We start from the raw sequence: 18322 nt of genomic DNA, 5'->3' as shown, positions 1-18322 counted from the left end.
ATCATGGTAAAAATGGAGGAGGTTCCAATGAAATGGAAAAACTGGCTTGAAAGTTGGAATATGACAGCCTTAAGAATAAAAACACCTTTCCTTGATTTAGAGTGGAAACCACGAGACGAAGATAAGGCCGCAGCCTGGGAACTTTATGTCGAATTACTGACTCGAACGACAACTCAAACAAGCGACGAATGCGGCGACGAACAAACCGCCTTATCAAGTATCCACTCACTTTTTTCACTCACCAGAAGTGTGTTGAAAACACATGGAAGAAATTGTGCAGAGTTCGCCAAAATAGCGATTGTTGTTCTTAACCAGGTGGTTCGTCCTTTCACTGCGAAATGGCACGGACTTTCTCTGGAAGGCGCTTTCGACGATCCTGAACATTGTCGTCAATTTAGAACAGAACTTGCTGAATTGCGCAAAGTGTTACTGGTTTACACGAAAATGTTGGCAGATATGGCTGGGGTCGAAGATCTGACAGAGCTGAATTGAAACCCACACAAGACAAACCATTTCGGTGAAATCACTATCCGAACACAATACGAAAACACGCCCAGCTCGTCTGAAGGGTTATAAGGTTTCCTAGACCTTAAAATATAGAGTTAATTAAATAGGAAACATACATGAAGCTATTGATTAAAATTATCCTCGCGACAACTTTGATTCTTTCAAGTTGTTCAATAGCGGCCAACAAGACCGATAAAAGTATATTTCAAAAGTATGCTTTTAAAGAGGGAGGCTACTCTGTTGTTGGAACCCATGGGCAAAGGCATGAATTCCATGCCGAGATGAAAGAGTTTTTTATCGAGAACGTCGAATCTCTTAAATCAATAAAGAGGGATTGGCAGCTAGGCGATGATAAGCCTCTTTCAGCCTGTGGTTACAATTACTATCTAAATATTTTGAAAGATGGGGTCAAGGTAGACGAAATCGGGCTGAATTTTGAAGACGGTTGTGGATATGCAGTTATTGACGGAAAGAGTTTTTCATTTGATAAAAGTCAATTACTTAAAAGTAAACAACTCATGCGAAAAGTGATACGCAAAGAACATAAGTTTGAGTCTCTAGAGGAGGCAAGAATCTTCATGAATAAACAGAAAACAAATTCTGAAATCGCTCTAGTTTCACCAGTGAAATGGGCTGAGTTCGACGGGGAGTTTCGAGTTTATGCCAATTGTAAAAGCCACAAGCATAATAAAGGCAAAATTGATGGATGTATAAAGGCGCTAAAAAAGCAGATACGAGAAAAGCAACCAAAGCGTAAATTTGCGATTACACAATCTGGTTCATCAAAAGACAAAGTTCTATTGACTATAAAGGGAGCAAAAGAACTTATTCAATTATTTGATAAGGAGTCTATTGTTTTTACGTGGAAAGATTATCGCCCTGAACTCATTGCATATTGGGTCGCTGATGCAAAATAACTTGCTGCTCCATGCACTTCCGGTGGCTATCCATAGGTAGTAAATACCAGACACTCAACTGGCCGCAAATCGCTTACAGCCGAAATCAACTTTCGCTGACAGACATTTCAGCTTTAGGAGCTTGTAAATTAGCTAAATTTTGACAACGCATTTTTAACTGATTGGAGATTAAAACAATCTCCCATAAAATCTGTGAGAGATTGTCTACTAGTTGAGTGTCCGTTTATGGTTGGCTATTCAAGGAAAAGTCGATGAAACGTAACAATACGCTGAAATTTAGCGTAAACTACACAAAAAATTAGCTTTGCGTTATAGCAATAATAAGTAAGAAATAGGAAAGTATTTGTGTCAATTACTCATCCTGAAACAGAGTTTAGAATTATATTGAAGCCATCAGGAATCTCCCCTTCATTGGAGGAGTTGAGATCTTTGAGAGATGCAGACGTCAAGGCAAGAGAAGTGGCACTTTTCAAGTTAAGAGAAGAAATTACTAATACCGGAAATTGGACTATAGAATCTTTAGAGTATTTCGATGTGAGTGACTTCAAGGAAAAATCAGATGGTTCGACTTGGCAAATTGATATTGAAACTGTAGAGTTATAACAAGAATTAGAAATGGATTCGATGAACAAATACGCCTCACAATTTAAATAAGCGTTAAGCACTAGTAAGGAGCAAGTATGATTAAATTCCTGTCGATAGTTCTCATAACCCTATTCTCGGCAGCTAGCACTGCCGAGGAGAGCTTACTAAGGCATGCCCAAAGTGTTTATAAACTTGATGACTCCAAGCTAACTGATTTTTTGATCGAAGTCGTTAATATGGATGTGCTCGAAGGGAATAAAACAAAGTTTGTGGGCGAGGTAATACTTAGCTTAGCACCAGTTGAGCGAGAGGAATTTTTTGATTGCAAGAGATTTTACAATGAAATAGGAGAGACTAGAGCTAAAGCCGTTAATGAAAAAATGACTCATTATCTTTTTGCTTGTAAGGATCCGCACTACACAGAAAGAGATGCATTGGAAAAACTGTCTAAGGTATTGAAAACTGACATAACCCACCCCTATGAAGTTGACGCAACATGGGCATGGTTTTCGGCAACTGGAAACACCGGTGCCCTTAAGCGGTTTCTCGAAAATTACCTGAAAAATGAGAACACTTGCCACAGATGTATTGAGTGGTCATATGCTAGCAATTACAAACAAAATCAAGACGTATACTTGTATCTTAAAGAATACTCTACAACTGTGGGCGTCGAAGATAAATTAAAGCTATTTCGTTTGGCACCAAATGTAGAGGATGAGGGTACTTAACAAGAGAAGGTAGTGGATGCTTCGCACCGCTGCTTTGGACGTTAGTCACGTGAATTAAGTTAAGCGTACAATTATGACTCTAGCTTCTTAGTAAATGCCAGACACTCAACTGGCCGCAAATCGCTTACAGCCAAAATCAATTTTCGCTGACAGACATTTCAGCTTTAGCAGCTTATAAACCAACTAAACTTTAACAACGCATTTTTCAACTGATTGATGATTGTGACAATCTCCCACAAAATCTGTGAGAGATTGTTTATTAGTTGAGTGTCCGTTTATGGTTTATAAAACGAAAACACAATTTCTTTGAGCTTCTTAATACTCACATAAAATTATGGACCAAGAACTCCGTAATAAATGTAATAGTCATTAGCATTGTAAATTTTCCCGAACTCTCCCACGCTTCGCGTTACTCTCTCGGCGATGAACGCTCTGTTTCCTTGATCAAAATTGTAAAAGTCAATGAACCCAACAGGTTTCATGTTTGCGTTTAGATAGACAGTTGCTTCTCCTATTCCATAATTATATTTGGGGCTGCCATATGTATCTATCGGCGCAGAAAAACCTTGTGTACCATCGCTTAGCGGCACGCTTTTGGCTTCTTTATATTTAATTATTCCGACAGACAGAATTTCATTAAATGTAATCTTCTCTAGCTCGTAATTGCTACCATCTCCATACCACCATTTTTGGTACAGTTCTATCTCAAAATTGCTATCGAGTAGACCACTAGATTGTCCCATGTTTTGAATCAATGCCCCTATCGAGTCTTTTTGTGCGTTGCTGAATCCTTCCCTCTGACTAATTCCTCCTCCAAACCCTTCTCTAATATCAGCTATTTCGGAGCCATAGTTTTTGGTTCTATTTGACATTCGATGATAGGTTGTAACTGACTCGTTATTAAAATGAAAAGTCGTGCTAAATCCTCCAGTAGTTGCATAGTCGGCAATTACAGGCGCAAGGTAATCCGCATCCGGAGGTAGTACTGCCGCAGCGGCGCTCGCTATTGCCTTGCGTGATCCACCATAGAAAGTCGTCGAACAAAAGCAAACACTGCCGCCAGAATCTGATCCACGAATGGTAGTTTTGTACCCGCTCGGATCAACAAACCGCATCGGATTATTAAACACATAACTATACCGATTATAACTCTGCGAGAAATGCGGTGCCTGAACAATCGGGTCAGGACTTAAAAAGCGGCCCAGCGTCGGGTCATACACTCGCCCATTCATATGAATCAAGCCAGTACGGTCGAGATGTTCATGACCGGTGTAACCACGTGAGACTTTACGCCGCAAATTGTTGTTTAACGTGCCTAACTCGTCGCTATTAAATTTGCCCAACCAATTATCTTTTCGGCGATTACCAAAAGGTTCATAGGCAAGGCGCATAATGTCGCCATTTTGATCAACAATGGCAGCAACAGAACCCAAATGATCACGCAATAAATATTCTGTGTTATTGGTGATAGTGTAGCCATCATGTTTAACACCTTTAATCTTTATTGCGTTGCCAAGTTGGGTTTTATATAAAGCGCTGTATTCATTATCCGCTTCGGTTAGAACTTCTTCGTACGCGCCGACATAAAAAGTATGCTCGTTTTTGAGCTGACCGTTTGTATCCTTCCACTGAGCTTTGCGGTAGTAACGCGCACCGTCAATTCCATAGGCAAATTCGTCGCGCGCATTAAAGTTAGATTCACTTGGGCCGCGCGATACACGATGTGGTTTGCCACGTGCCGTCCAATCTAAATAACGGTTGTCGCCATCGCTGGATAAGTACTGCCTGATTGCACCATTCGCGTTGTAAACTAAAGTGCGGTTTACCCCATTCAGGTAAACCGAGTTCACTGCGTTTGCGCCACCGTTACCACTGATGCTCGCTGAGGTGTCATAGACATAATCGGTTAAGTCATCACCTTCACCAATTACCGTCGTCTTTGTCTTGATGTTGCCGTAAATATCGTATGACTGACTGAGTTGTCGACTTGGCGACGAAGCAGAACTCTGATAGGTGTAACTGTCGGTTAAGCGGCCAAGCGGATCATAGTCAAAAGTTTCGCTGACATTGATACGGGCGTCTTCGCGCTTTTCGAGCATACCGTTGCTTAACCAACGGTAACTTTCGTTTTGAATCTGGTTTGATGCGCGTGTTGAACTCAGGCTTCGTAGACTGCCAGTGAGCGGTTCGAAGGCTTTAGCGGTGCTGATGCTCGGACCGAATTCTTCACTGGTAATGTTGCCGAAAGCATCGACACTGACGACTTTTTGCAACTGACCACCGTTTTCATCCAACACTTTTTCGAGGAAGCCACGGGAGTTGAAATGATTGGTGGCGCTGACACCGCCAGGATAAGTCGTGGTTTTGAGTCGGCCGTAGCTGTCATAGCTGACGCCCGAAGTGTAGCTTTTGGTGTAACCCGGAACTTTGATATCGACCTTTGTACCACTCAGCTTGGAGTCATTGTAATAACTCAAGTCCTGCTTGTGGTAAAAGCGTGAGTCGTTATCAACAAACTCAGTGTAGTCGAGCAGGCCCTTGCCGTTGGCGCTGGTGTCGTATACCCAGTTTTGCACACCGTCGAGGGTGGTTTCCCTGGTTTGTCGGCCAAGCAGATCGTATTTGTAATCTGCGCGCAGACCGGCATTATCTTCTTCCCAGAGCAGTTCACCCAGACCATTGTATTTGCTGGTGACAGTTCCGAGGTTTTGGTCAACTAAGGTGATCCGATTACCGGCTACATCGAAGCTAAAGCTGGCGACTTCATTGCCTGCTACTTTGATCCACTTGCTCAAACCCGTTGGGTAGTATGCAAACTCGGTAGTGACTTGGTCGCTGCTGCCATAAGCATCATGCACTTGGTAAACTTCGCCCGTGCGGTTCTGGATCGTTTGCTTTCGATGGGTATCGGTGTGTGCTTTGTCTGCATCAGTTACGTGCTGGGTAACTGTGGTTGCTGGCAGACCGCCAACCACGCTATAAGTCGTTTGTGTGGAGCTGTTGTCGGGCCGATTCACTTTCGCCAGGCGCCCATACGCATCGTATTCGTAGTGGATCCAGCTCGGTGTGCTGTCACTAAAGTACGGCAGGCTTTCGTATGCCAACTGACCGCGCTTGTTATACAGCCTGTCTCGGTAAACAGCTTTGCCATCGAAGCTGATGGTTTCACTGCGAATTTCGCGCTCGAAAACATCGAAGTAACTGACAACATCACTGGTAACTGGCGAACTGCGCGTGATTTTGATGAGTGCGTCGGCACCGCCGTGACCACTCGGTCCGTTTACCCGAGAACAAACACCGTCGCAACTTTCGTAGGTCGTACTAACAGTGACGTTATCCGGATTGGTTTGCGTGCTGATACGACCAAACTGATCGAACCCGATTGTGCTAACAAGGTTGTTGATGTCGGTCGTTTCTTTAACCGAATCAAAACGCAGATCATATTTGGCGCTGGCCGTTTGTGAAAGGGCATTGGTGGTTTGTGCAGGGTTACCTCCAAACTCAAACGCATCGATGCTGCTGGTACGCGAAGCAACTTCGACACCACTCGCTGTTGTTGTAAGCAGTCGGCCCAAACTGTCGTAGGTAAAACTGCTGCTTAAGCTGAGGTCGGCATCACCACTAAAGCTGGTTTTGTTGTCAATTCGATGGGTGTACGCACCATTGTGCACATAGGCTTCTTGTGTTTCCTTGACGCTTTGATAAGGCACCGTGCTTGAGCCTTCAAACCAATCGCTGTCGGTCTGATGATTAAAGCCAATGATCCATTCGTCGTTGGTGTAGTTGGTAAATTGTTTTTTAACTTTTTGCTTGCGTATCACACCGCTAAGAAGATGATCACTGACAGACCAGGTATCGCCAGCTTTGCCTTCGCTAGTTTTATTTGACGAGCTAGCCCATTCGGTTTCTGTCGTCATGCTTTTCAGCAGGCGAAGGTTTGTGTCCAGTTCAGGTGTTTTGCGCGTTTGTTTTACGCTGATCAGTTGACCGTCTTGATAACTGTAAACGGTTTGTGCCGTGTTCAGGTAAAGGTAGGTCAGCATGCGTTTTTCACCGTGACCGTCCTGATGATATTCGCCATGATCCATTGAGAAATAAAGGTAGCGATTAAATACCTGGCTAAGCAGCTCACCACTGTTGTTAGTGCCAAGGTAGGTTTCACTGCGGGCGTTAACCTGATTTTGTAAACCGAAGGCGGTACCCGCGGTTTCGAACTGGGTGTAGCGAGTCGTATTGCTGACCACATCGTAGATCTTCATCGCTTCGAAGCCAACAAAGTCGTGCGCTTCGGTCGTCAGACCAACCCCCTGATAACTGACTTGCTTTTCATTTAAGCCGCCGAGTCCATCGCTTTTGCGAATTGCAGTAACAACCGTTTTGAGTTTCCCTTCGTCCTCCTCTTCGGCGGTGAGATCACTCACATGACCGACGCCTGCCGCATTGAATTCACCAAAGGGACGCTCGTTAAACTGACCGACAGTTGACCCTTCCTGCATCGTCAGGTAGTCAAACTCGGTTGTTAAACCATATTTGGAAGTGACGGATGTAATGGCCCCCTTGGCCGGACCGTCGCGGAAATCCCACTTGAACTTCAAGGGTTCCAGACAGCTTTCATTTCCACCGTTTTCACCGAAGCCACACTCCTGAAGCTGATCGAGCCAGTAGACATCAGTCGTGTCAGTTTCCTTGCTCGCCAGATGGTATTCGCGAATTTTTATTCCATTTCGCCAAATTTCCACGCCTTTCAGCAGCGGCGTGTTTTGCACTTCATAGGAAAGAAAGGGATCTTCCTGGCCGCCAGGGATAACCACGTGCGTTGGATCGTCATTGACCAACTCGGTGTAACTGCGGCTCATGTAGTTCATTTTGATGCTGACAAGATTATCCCCTTCGCCGTAATCAATCGCAGTGGGGTAGCTGTTTTGGATCTCCTGATTCTTGTGGTAGTGATAAACCACCTGGTTGCCAAAGACATCGGTCTTGCGTTTGATCTTGCGGATGCGGGAGGTAACAACATCCAAATCCATTGGGTCTTTGGTAATCAGGTAGCTATCATCGCTGGTTCCATATTCAAGTACGGTACCGTCCGGCTGAGTCAATTGGTAGCCGCCGTTTGCCAGTGGCTTGATTGCACTGAAACTGTCGCCGCGCAGGCGAAAACGCATGGCTTGAGGATTTTGCACCACTGTGGCAAGTGGTTTACCGTCCAGGCACATGTAGGTCTCCTTGATCTTGCAGGTGTGGATCTGCGAGAAGCCACTCAGACGGAAACCACCATCCATGGTGTCTTTCGGTAGTTTTAAATGGGCGCGCTTGTCATCACGACCGCTACTGTAAAGAAAAGATAAAGACGGCATGATGCCGTTTACGCCTTTAGGCAGTTTCAGCGGAATACTGATATTCGACTGGCCTTTGCTATTGGTTGACGACTTATAGCTGGTTGCGCCAACGGTGTCTGCGGTTCTGATTGCTGCACCGACGGGATCGACGTTTGCCAGGGGATCCGCTCGAAGGATGCTTTCTACGCTGCTTGAGATCGCCCCCTTGTGACAATCGGGTCCACCACCAACTGCCACGCACGCGTCCACACGATAACTGTAAGTGCCTATTGAATCTTTCGTCAGTGTGAGTGTTTTTAAGTCTTTGCCATCACCAACAGGCGTCCACGAACCGTCGTTGTACTTTTCGTACACGCTGTACCAAATACCGTCGTAGGCATTGGCATATGGCAGGACCGCATCGTTCCAGAATATTTTGAATTCGGATTTAAGGCTTTTCTCCGGCACAGCCAATATCGGCGCACGTGGGTTAGGCAGGTTAACATTAATACTTGCGACATTACTGAACGCACCGCATTTTTGAGGCACACAGGCACGCACTTTATAACTGTATTGGCCGTTGGTTGCTGCGGTGACTGAAAAGGATCGGCCCGTGCCGTCTTGTACTTTGGTCCAGTCGCTGGTGGGCGAATCTTCGTAGAGTTCATAACTTACGGCGCCACTTGATGATGGCCACGACAGTGAGAAGTTACCGGTAGTGCTGGTGCTTGCTAGTGAAATATTGCCAGGCGCTGCCGGGGTATGGATCACCGTAAAGTAACTACCGACTTGTGCCAGACTACATCCTCTGTTGTTACAGGCACTGACTTGATAGCGGTAGCTGCCATTGCCCAGTGTTTCTTGATTGCTTTGACCTGAAATCGGCGTAACATTTTGCCAGCTATTGTTTTCTTTTTGTCTTTCGAGCTTGTAGTAAGAAACACTACCACTAGCACTTCCCCATTGAGTTTTGTACACACCAGCATCCGCATTGACGGCACTGGTTTGGATAGAACTCGGCTTGCCGGGCTTACGCAATACGGTAAATACAGTGCCGTACTTTTTGCCACCGCAGTCGTTGATGTTACAGGCGCGGACATAATAAGTGTGGGAGCCATCAGGCGGTGACACTTGTTTTGATCGAGAAGAGGTCACCTTATGCGCAAAGGCATAACTTCCACTGCCTGTTTTGCGGAATAGCTCATACCATTCGACGGTACCGGAGGCCGCGCTCCAAGTAATTTTGTAGGTGCCGGTGTCAGCATTAATGGTGAGGCGAGAGATGTGCTGTGGTGTTCCCGGTGTGCGCTTTACTGTTACTGCACTACTTGTTTTTGGTGAACTTCTGCAACCTGCGTTGTTGCATGCGTAAACGCGATAGCGATATTGACCATCACTCAGGGTGTCATCACGAGAACGACTCGAGGATTCCTGAAGTGTCGACCAGTTACCTGCACCGTAGGTTTCACGCTGCAAGCGATACTTGCTCACGGTGCCTGAAGCAGTTCCCCAACTGATCCTATATTTACCTTGTGCAGCACTTGTCGTTGAAATGTTAATTGACGAAACATTACCGGGTTTTGTGAGGACTTTAACGGTCGCAGAATTCGAGTAAGACGTTGTACAATTGTAGCCGCCTCCACCGGGACCTCCTCCCCCTCCGGAAATCGAACACTTGTATGTTTTTACACGGTAATAGTAGGTCCCTTGCGGCTTGCCAGTATAGGATTTTGTACCACTGGTCACATTGTTGGCAATGGCATTCCAATCGCCACTGTTAATTTTTTCCTGCAGGGTATTGGAACCCATGCTAACACTTGCCGCGCTATAGCTGATGCTGTAGTTACCATTCGCACTCACGTTGGTAGAGGCACTCACGCTAGCCGCGTTAGCAACCACGGACAGGGTCGACGAGATAATAATTATCACGGCGCCCAACAATACTCGCGATTTACGCAGATAATTTTGATCATATTTCGTTGAGAATTTTTTTTCAGTTAACTGAACTAATGATGTCAGGTATTTAATTTTCACAAAGCAGCCCCTTTTGGTATGCAGTTTGTTCGTTTTCAATATTTGTATCGTTTTTTCTTTGTCATATAAGATTACTAATCCAATCAACAGCATTTAAATAAAGGTCATCTATTTAATAACGCTATGTTAAAAATGCTGTGGATGAATTATCCAGCGCATTTAATTTAGGATGATTAATGTGAAAATTTTGTGTTTGCCAATATATCGAAAATCGATAACCAAAAAGTTTATAAACAAAAAAATCAGACACTCAGCTTATGGCCAAACTCTCACATAACACAGGTCCTCTGTTTAAGGTTTAGTCAGCTGCTCTGTATCGAGATATATCTACTTTCTTTTCAGAATAGTCTTCTAGTTTGTTCAAAAAAATGGCAGGTAGTCTTCGAGAAATAAATTCGCTCAAAGGGGCCGGAGTAATTGATTTAAAAAAATACTGAATTACAAATTAGAAAATTCGTGACGCGATTAATACAACACGGATTCTTGAAAAAATGTTTTATCAAAAAATTGACACTCGCTCAAATGGAAGGGCCACAGCTATCCAAAAACCACTCGGAAACATGCACCGTTCAGCCGATTGTCACGGTTTAAATTATCAACATAAATTAGATCGCCGCCATGGTTCACCATGATTTGTTTTGAAAGGCTTAATCCTATTCCTGAACCTTCTTGTTTAGTTGTAAAAAATGGAATAAAAATCTGTTCAACAACATGGGGTTCAATGCCGATACCAGAATCTTGAATTTCAATGATAAGTTGGCTTTGAGCATTATAATACAGAAAAATTTTAAGTTGTTTTAGTGAGACAGTTTTCAAGGCTTCCATGCTGTTTTTTACCAGGTTAACTAATAGCTGTTCCAATTGAGCTTTATCAGCCATTACCCAATATTCTGACAAGTTAGCATCTACATCAACTTTAATGGACAACTCGCTCAACGCTTGCTTATGTAGCGCCAAAACTTGCTCTACCAGTTTTCTTATTTCCACGCGCTGCAATGTGGGCAAGGGTAATCGGGTTGCCCTGGAAAATTGCTTGATAAATTTATCTAGCTGACTTGCCCTGTTCGCAATGGTATCTAGTGCCAGATCTAAATCTTCTTTATTTTCCCTGTCATCAAATTGAGTATCGTCAGGTATCAACGCTTTACAGGTTTGTGCTAACGAAGCCAGCGGCATGATCGAATTGGCTATCTCGTGGGTAAGCACCCGGGTGAGTTGTTTATAGGCTTGCTGTTCTTTTGCTTGCAATGCTTGATAAATCGACTGGACATTAACAATTTTGACACGTTTACCCTGAATATTAGAGCAGCTAATTCTTACCGAGAGCGTGTCGTTATGTTCACCACTTTTCCAGGGTAAAACATTGCGGCTACTTTGAGTAGAATCCTGAATAAATAGACCAAGTTGTCCCCATGCTACATCTTTAATATCTTGGGGCAAAATTCCGAGCAAGCGATCAAGTGCCGGGTTTTTGTGTAGCAAGTGATTATTTTCGTCAAGGACCAACACACCAGAATCAAGATGAATTAACAGCATTTCCAAAAACTGATGCTGAACTTCAAGTTCTGTGCGAGATTGGTGAATTCGGTGCCGCACCAGGTTGAACTCCTTGACCAAAGGATCATCTTTTGAAAACCCAAGAGTGGGGTCGTCATTAGCGAGTGCTTTAAGCAATCGTTTCAGACGTTTATTACTATTAACATAAACTTGTGTTAACCGAACAGCCACCAACCCAGTGATTAAAACCAAAGATAAAGTGACAGCGATCAGGTTTTCTGCGTTGACAACAATAATTGTAATCGTCAGCAATATCGAAAACGCCAATAACCAACTTATAAAATTCAAATTTTCTTTCAGAGTTGTCATTTAAAGACCATACTTTTAAAGACCGTACTTTTCCAAACGTCGGTATAAGGCGCCTCGGGTTAAGCCGGTTGCTTTAGCGACTTTACTCACGTTTCCTTCATAATAAGCCAATGCGTTTTGAATGGTTAACTCTTCAACCTGGCTCAAATTAAAATTTTGCTCACCAGGCTCAACAGTTGACGAATATTGTCCAGATGGTTCAGCAGCGTTTGCATCTTGCAATGAGGTAATTTGTAGATGGTTACCATCATTTAATATCACCGCCCTTTCAATGACATGTGACAGTTCTCGCACATTGCCAGGCCAGGAATAGTGCTTCAACTTACGCATTTCTGAATCAGGTATGCTAACTTCACGCCGGTATTTTCGACAAAAATGCTGCAAATAATAATTGGCTAAAAGAGGAATATCTTCCAGACGTTCACGTAGCGGTGGTAAGTGAATTTCCACTGTATTGACTCGAAATAATAAATCCTGCCGAAAGCGTCCTTCAATTGCCGCCTGGTGTAAATTGTCATTAGTCGCACAGATTAATCTTATATCAGTTTTGATCGGCTTATTTTCACCCACCGGAGTAATTTCCTGGTTTTGCAGCGCGGCCAATAACTTAACCTGTTGTTTAATCGGTAAATTACCCAATTCATCCAAAAATAAACTACCGCCTTTCGCCAGTTCAAAGCGCCCTACCCGGTCAGTTTTTGCGTCAGTGAACGCGCCTTTTTTGTGACCGAATAATTCACTTTCAAATAGATTTTCGCTAATGGTTCCCATATCTAAACTGATAAAAGCACCACCAGCGCGTGGGCTAGCTTGGTGAAGCGCTCGCGCCGTCAATTCTTTACCGGTGCCGCTCTCTCCCAAAATCAATACACTCGCGTCTGTTTCAGCGACTTTTTCAATCATGGTAAAAACTTTTTGCATAGCAGGACTTTCGCCGAGAAATGGTTGTTGGCTATCGTTTAATACTTGATTTAAACCTTGAGTTTGCCGACTCAGTTGCTTGAGTTTTTGTTTTGATTCAGAGATTTTAAGTGCGGCAGCAATTGAGGCCAACAATTGTTCGTTAGGGCAAGGTTTGGCAATAAAATCTGAAGCCCCTGCTTTAATCGCTTCAACCACCAGCTTAATTTCAGTATAAGCAGTCATCATAACTACGACAATTGTTGGGTCGACAGTAAGAATTTTTTCCAGCCAGTAAAAACCTTCTCGACCGCTAATCGCATCACGAGTAAAATTCATGTCCAGCAAAACGACATTAAATTGACTTTGCTTCAACAGTGGAATCATTTTTTCTGGATCACTCAGAGTTTTAACCGTTTGGTAATGCTGTTTTAACAACAACCGACTCGACGTCAGAATATCCTGATTGTCATCGACAACTAATATACACCCGTTCTGCTTCATCAATTTACCCGATTAACCTTCATCTTGTTTTTACAATAATTTCTAGTCAAATCCCGATTCATCGCACTAACAAATTCAATTAGCCCGATAACCTGATTGAACAACCTTTAGCAAAGTACTCACCACCGAAAGATTCAGTGTACCAATTTTCTAACATATGTCCATATTTGGACACTTCGCTATTCTATAAATGGACAGTCTATCTAACGGTTCTATCAGTCGACACACCAGAAAACGCCTATCTCATTGTTTTAATTGGCTTTTATTTGTTGGCACAAAAGCTGCTCTATAACATTCAAATGCAATTGACTAACCTATTAGGGGAAAAAGTGGATAAAAGAATTGAAGGTGCGAGTAAGAAGAGACGTCTAAAGTTAGCTATCGGAACAACGATAGCCTTTGTACTAATTATGACTGCCTATTCAATGAGGGAAGGTATAGCCTCGGGACAGACTCAAAAAATAAACGCTGCCAATATTACCGTCAGCGAGGTCATACAAGGACGCTTTGAAGACACGCTCAATGTCCGCGGCACGGTTACCCCCAAAACGAGTATCTATCTGGATTCTGTTTCTGGTGGCAGAGTCGAAGAAAGGTTGGTCGAGCAAGGAAGCTATGTTGAAAAAGGCCAGCCATTGATCAGGTTGTCTAACGCTTCACTACAACTCGATGTTATTAGTCGCGAAGCGCAAATTTCGGAACAACTGAATTTCCTGCGCAACACTCAAATGCTAGCAGAAACCAACCGACTCAACCTACGTCGAGAGTTGATTGAAAATGAAAACCAGATTGCTCACTTAAACCGAAAAATAAAGAAAGTGGCTCAGCTAGCGGCAAAAAACTTTTTCGCTAAAGATGAACTGGCAATGCTACAACAAGATTTGCATTACTATCAGCAACGTAAAGCACTCAATCTGGAACGCCAACAACAAGAAGATAAGCTAAGAAAAATACAACTTGCGCAATTGAAAGATAGTGCAGAAATGCTGCAAAACAATTTGGCTTTCGCTCGCAAAAACTTGGCGAGCTTGTTAGTTCGAGCCCCGGTATCAGGAACATTAAGCGAATTAAACGTTGTCACCGGCGAGTCGAAAAATGCCGGCGCGCGACTCGGACAAATTGACTTGCCCGACGAATATAAATTGCTTGCATCATTGGATGAGTATTATTTAAACCAGGCCAATGTTGGAATGCCGGTTAAAATAAAAATTAGCGACACAACAATAGACGCACAAATCGACAAAATCGATAGTCGGGTCATTAACGGTCAATTTACCATCGAGGTTAATTTCCCGATACTGGATAAAGCGCAGGATCATAAAGTTAAACGAGGTCAGAGTCTTGATCTTGAAATTACTCTGGACACAACCAGCAAACAATCTCTACTTATTTCACGAGGCAGCTTTATCAACAGCAGTGGCGGAAATTGGGCTTATGTGCTAGACGCCGATGGTTCAATGGCAACGAAACGCTCGATAAAACTGGGCAAGAAAAACCAACAGTATTATCAAGTGTTGAGCGGTCTTGGAATTGGCGAGCACATTATTACCTCAAGTTACAGCGCTTTCGACAAAGCAGAAACATTAACGATTAATTAGTCATCAAAATTTGCAATCAATAACACGGATTATCTACGATTAAAATAACCTCGTGATGTCCAATAAAACCTTATTGATTTGCCCATTATTTTGATACCATTTTAGTTCGCTCAGGAAAATTAAATAAAATGATAAAACTCAATAAAGTTAGCCGAATTTTTCGCACACAAGACATTGAAACAACCGCCCTAAATGAAATCAACCTGAAAGTTGATGAAGGTGAATTTTTGATGATTATGGGAGCCTCAGGTTGCGGCAAATCAACATTACTATCAATTCTGGGAATGCTCGACTCAGTTAGCGCTGGAGATTACTTTTTCTGTAATCAAAATATCAGCGGTTTCAGTGAAAAGCGGTTGGCAGATATCAGGAAAGAAAACATCGGTTTTGTATTTCAAAGTTTTAACCTTATTGACGACTTAACTGTCTTCGAAAATGTTGAGTTGACGTTGCAATATCAAGGCATTCGTCGCGCAGAACGAAAACAAAGAACACGAGAAATTCTCACTAGAGTTGGTTTGGATCATAGGGCCGATCATTTACCACAGCATTTATCTGGCGGGCAACAACAGCGGGTTTCTGTTGCTCGCGCATTAGTTATCAACCCAAAAATAATTCTTGCCGATGAACCGACAGGTAATCTTGACTCAAAAAATGGCGAAGAGATAATGCAAATGTTGCGTCAGCTTAATAATGAAGGAACTACCATCGTTATGGTAACCCACTCAGAAGCCGATGCTCAATACGGCAGCCGCACCATTCGACTGTTTGACGGTCAGGTAATATCAGACAAAGCGGAAACACAGGTTAACGAATCGAATAACTTCGAACGAGATCAAGAGCAGACTCGCGAGGAGACGTTAACATGTTAAAAGATGGCTTATTTGTTAACTACCTCCTGACTGCATTTCGTTCAAGTAAGCGGGATAAAATCAATTTCGTATTAACTATTTTAGGGTTGTCAATTGGTATGGCGGCTTCTTTGTTGATAGCATTATATGCGATTAACGAAAACGCTTATGACGAGTTTCAACCCAATGCGAAACAAACTTACCGATTGATCCAACATCACCTTCCTACGGGAAATGATTATCCCCTTTCAACTCCCAGGGCAACCCAGCATCTAAAAAAGCTTAGTGGTGTAGAAGATGTTTTTCAACTGGTTAGAACTTTATGGCTAATAGAAAATAGAGTAAAAATAGACGACCAGTACTTTAAACTCGAGAAAAACTTCGCCGCGACGGAAAATATTAAAGACTTTATTTCAATTAACACCCTTCGAGGAAATCTAACAGAGGCCTTAACTCATCCTGATAGATTAGCGTTATCAGAATCAGAGGCCATTCGATTATTCGGCACTACCGATATTATTGGCGAAACGCTACCAGTTAAAAATTCGAATGACACCTGGACTGTTGTCGCAGTATTCTCTGATTTGCCTGACAACAGCCACTTCTCGATTAACTCTTTAATCGCTGCAACGCCTTACATCGACGTTATTGGTAGCCATTCTTATACCTATGTCAGGCTCAGCGAAAACGCCGATATCAAAATAATTAGCGATGCCACTAGTCGGATTTTTGCAGACATTTGGGGTTGGGATATCAACCAACTACAATTTTATCTACAACCGTTATTAGATATTCATCTCGCCCCAAATATCAAACACGATATGAAAGTTGGTGGTTCTGCCAATACAGTTTCGATCACCATTATGCTGAGTATTTTATTATTGTTAATCTCTAGCTTTAACTACATCAATATGAGTATTGCTCAAGGCGGGCGTCGAGCAAAAGAGGTTGGCATCCGCAAAGTACTTGGTGCTGGACGTTTAAAACTGGTGCTACAGTTTCTCGGAGAATCTGTTATTTTCGCATTATTTTCTGCGCTCATTGCCGCTAGTATCGTCGAGCTTATTTTACCTGCATTTAATCAGTTGGTGGGTCGTGAACTAACGATTGGCAACTGGTCTTCGATTATCGTTCCCGTTATGTTTGTTACTTTACTGATAGGATTAATTTCAGGAATTTATCCCGCACTATTCATGTCTTCATTTAGTTTAAAACGAGTCATTAGCGGCGATCTTGAACGGGGAAAAACCGCGGTGTTTGTCAGGAAATGCTCTATGGTCTTTCAGTCCGGCTTGTCTGTTGGTCTTATCATTGCCGCAGTTAACCTCTATTTGCAATTCGACCATTTGCAAAACCTGCCGGTCAACTATGAAAAAAGCAGTCGGTTACAAGTGATTGATGCACCACACGAAAAAATTTATGCTCAGGAGAATGATAGCTTTTTCCAGGCGCTTACCAAAATAAGCGGAGTAAAGTCAGCAACGCCAATAGACTTTGAATTAACTAAAAGTTTCTACGCTGGAATATACAATGTCTCCGTATCAGGTGAAAAGCCTTTCTCTGATGGAATTGGTTATGGTGGTACTGGTTACAACGCAGCGGAAACAATTGGCCTACAATTAGTAGCGGGTAGAGACTTCTCGAAAGAATTTACTTCAGACTGGTTTAACAAAGAAACAAAAACAATGTCAATCATGATCCCTGAATCGGCCTTATCTACCGTGGGATATGCTAACGCAGATGAAGCTATCGGCAAAACATGGCAGTTTTCGGCGGGGCGCTATCACCAAATCAACGCATTAATTGTTGGTGTATTTAAAGATATAAAAGTAGGCTCTGTGAAAGAATCTTACACCCCCGCGATTCTTGGTTGCGGTCTATCATGGTCCAGTGTCTACTCCATTCTCCTGCAAGTTTCTGACCAAGACTCGATCACCCTTCACAACGAAGTTCGCGAGTTAATGCGTAAACAACTGCATATTGACCCCGTTGAAATACAGGTAGTAGAGGCGAACTATTTTGCTTTATATTATGAAGATAAACGCTTAGCAAAAACTGTCGCGATTTTTTCTGGTCTTGCAGTATTTCTTACCTGCATCGGTATGTTCGGTCTGGCTGCGTATAGTGCACAACGTCGAAGTCAAGAAGTCGCGATCAGAAAAGTGCTGGGGGCATCTCGGTTGACGCTAGTAAGCTTGCTCGCCAAAGAATCAATTTTATTGGTTGGTATCAGTTTGCTTTTTGCATTTCCTTTTACGTTTTACCTGCTCAATGATTGGCTAAGTCAGTTTAACGAGCGTATAGAACAATCACTACCGGTCTATTTGCTTGCTGGACTAGTGGTATCGGTAATAACCTGGTTAACCGTGCTGACGATCGCCTTGCACACTGCCAGTGTTCGGCCGGCTTTTGTTTTAAGGTGTGAATAATTCCAGAGGGTAAAGTTTAAAACCTTGTTGACCTTTGAAGGCTATTCTCAAAGGTCAACAATTTTTAACTGTGAACTGGCTATCT

Annotated in this window: 11 protein-coding genes; 7 read left to right on the top strand and 4 right to left on the bottom strand. The window is 43.0% G+C overall.

Going from position 1 to position 18322, the window contains the following annotated elements:
- Positions 1-27 precede the first annotated feature (27 nt).
- The 4 genes from FLL46_RS01870 (at position 28) to FLL46_RS01855 (ending at position 2737) form a co-directional block, all read left to right on the top strand.
- Positions 28-492, top strand: coding sequence for a hypothetical protein (locus FLL46_RS01870; protein ID WP_142891719.1), 465 nt, complete (start codon positions 28-30; stop codon positions 490-492).
- Positions 493-659: 167 nt separating this feature from the next.
- Positions 660-1424 carry a hypothetical protein gene (locus FLL46_RS01865; RefSeq protein WP_142891718.1) on the top strand — a complete coding sequence of 255 codons (765 nt, stop codon included), beginning with the start codon at positions 660-662 and terminating at the stop codon, positions 1422-1424.
- Between the two features lie 345 nt (positions 1425-1769).
- On the top strand, positions 1770-2027 hold the full coding sequence (locus FLL46_RS01860; RefSeq protein WP_142891717.1) for a hypothetical protein: 258 nt from the start codon (positions 1770-1772) through the stop codon (positions 2025-2027).
- A gap of 77 nt (positions 2028-2104) precedes the next feature.
- On the top strand, positions 2105-2737 hold the full coding sequence (locus tag FLL46_RS01855) for a hypothetical protein (RefSeq protein WP_142891716.1): 633 nt from the start codon (positions 2105-2107) through the stop codon (positions 2735-2737).
- A 332-nt stretch (positions 2738-3069) separates the two neighbouring features.
- Here the strand turns inward: FLL46_RS01855 and FLL46_RS01850 are convergent, their stop codons facing one another.
- From FLL46_RS01850 to FLL46_RS01840, 4 genes are all read right to left on the bottom strand, one after another.
- Positions 3070-7953 carry an RHS repeat domain-containing protein gene (locus tag FLL46_RS01850; protein ID WP_168204001.1) on the bottom strand — a complete coding sequence of 1628 codons (4884 nt, stop codon included), beginning with the start codon at positions 7951-7953 and terminating at the stop codon, positions 3070-3072.
- Positions 7954-8822: 869 nt separating this feature from the next.
- Complete coding sequence (locus tag FLL46_RS26890; protein WP_168204000.1) at positions 8823-9173, bottom strand: hypothetical protein; 351 nt, start codon at positions 9171-9173, stop codon at positions 8823-8825.
- 1453 nt (positions 9174-10626) lie between these two features.
- The gene (locus tag FLL46_RS01845) at positions 10627-11955 is read right to left on the bottom strand and encodes a sensor histidine kinase (RefSeq protein WP_142891714.1); all 1329 of its coding nucleotides are present in this window, start codon (positions 11953-11955) and stop codon (positions 10627-10629) included.
- Between the two features lie 15 nt (positions 11956-11970).
- Positions 11971-13359: a sigma-54-dependent transcriptional regulator gene (locus tag FLL46_RS01840; protein WP_142891713.1), complete on the bottom strand. Its 1389-nt coding sequence runs from the start codon at positions 13357-13359 to the stop codon at positions 11971-11973.
- Between the two features lie 329 nt (positions 13360-13688).
- Between FLL46_RS01840 and FLL46_RS01835 the strand changes: the two genes are divergently transcribed.
- From FLL46_RS01835 to FLL46_RS01825, 3 genes are all read left to right on the top strand, one after another.
- Positions 13689-14957 (top strand): efflux RND transporter periplasmic adaptor subunit, encoded by a 1269-nt coding sequence (locus FLL46_RS01835; protein WP_142891712.1) that lies wholly within the window; start codon positions 13689-13691, stop codon positions 14955-14957.
- 128 nt (positions 14958-15085) lie between these two features.
- The gene (locus tag FLL46_RS01830; RefSeq protein WP_142891711.1) at positions 15086-15829 is read left to right on the top strand and encodes an ABC transporter ATP-binding protein; all 744 of its coding nucleotides are present in this window, start codon (positions 15086-15088) and stop codon (positions 15827-15829) included.
- On the top strand, positions 15823-18237 hold the full coding sequence (locus tag FLL46_RS01825) for an ABC transporter permease (RefSeq protein ID WP_142891710.1): 2415 nt from the start codon (positions 15823-15825) through the stop codon (positions 18235-18237). Before FLL46_RS01830 ends, FLL46_RS01825 begins: the two co-directional genes overlap by 7 nt.
- Positions 18238-18322: the final 85 nt, after the last annotated feature.

The organism is Aliikangiella coralliicola, from assembly GCF_007004725.1.
In the GTDB taxonomy this organism is placed as follows: domain Bacteria; phylum Pseudomonadota; class Gammaproteobacteria; order Enterobacterales; family Kangiellaceae; genus Aliikangiella; species Aliikangiella coralliicola.
The sequence above is the reverse complement of the archived record's forward strand: the minus strand, read 5'-3'. Positions and strand labels throughout refer to the sequence as shown.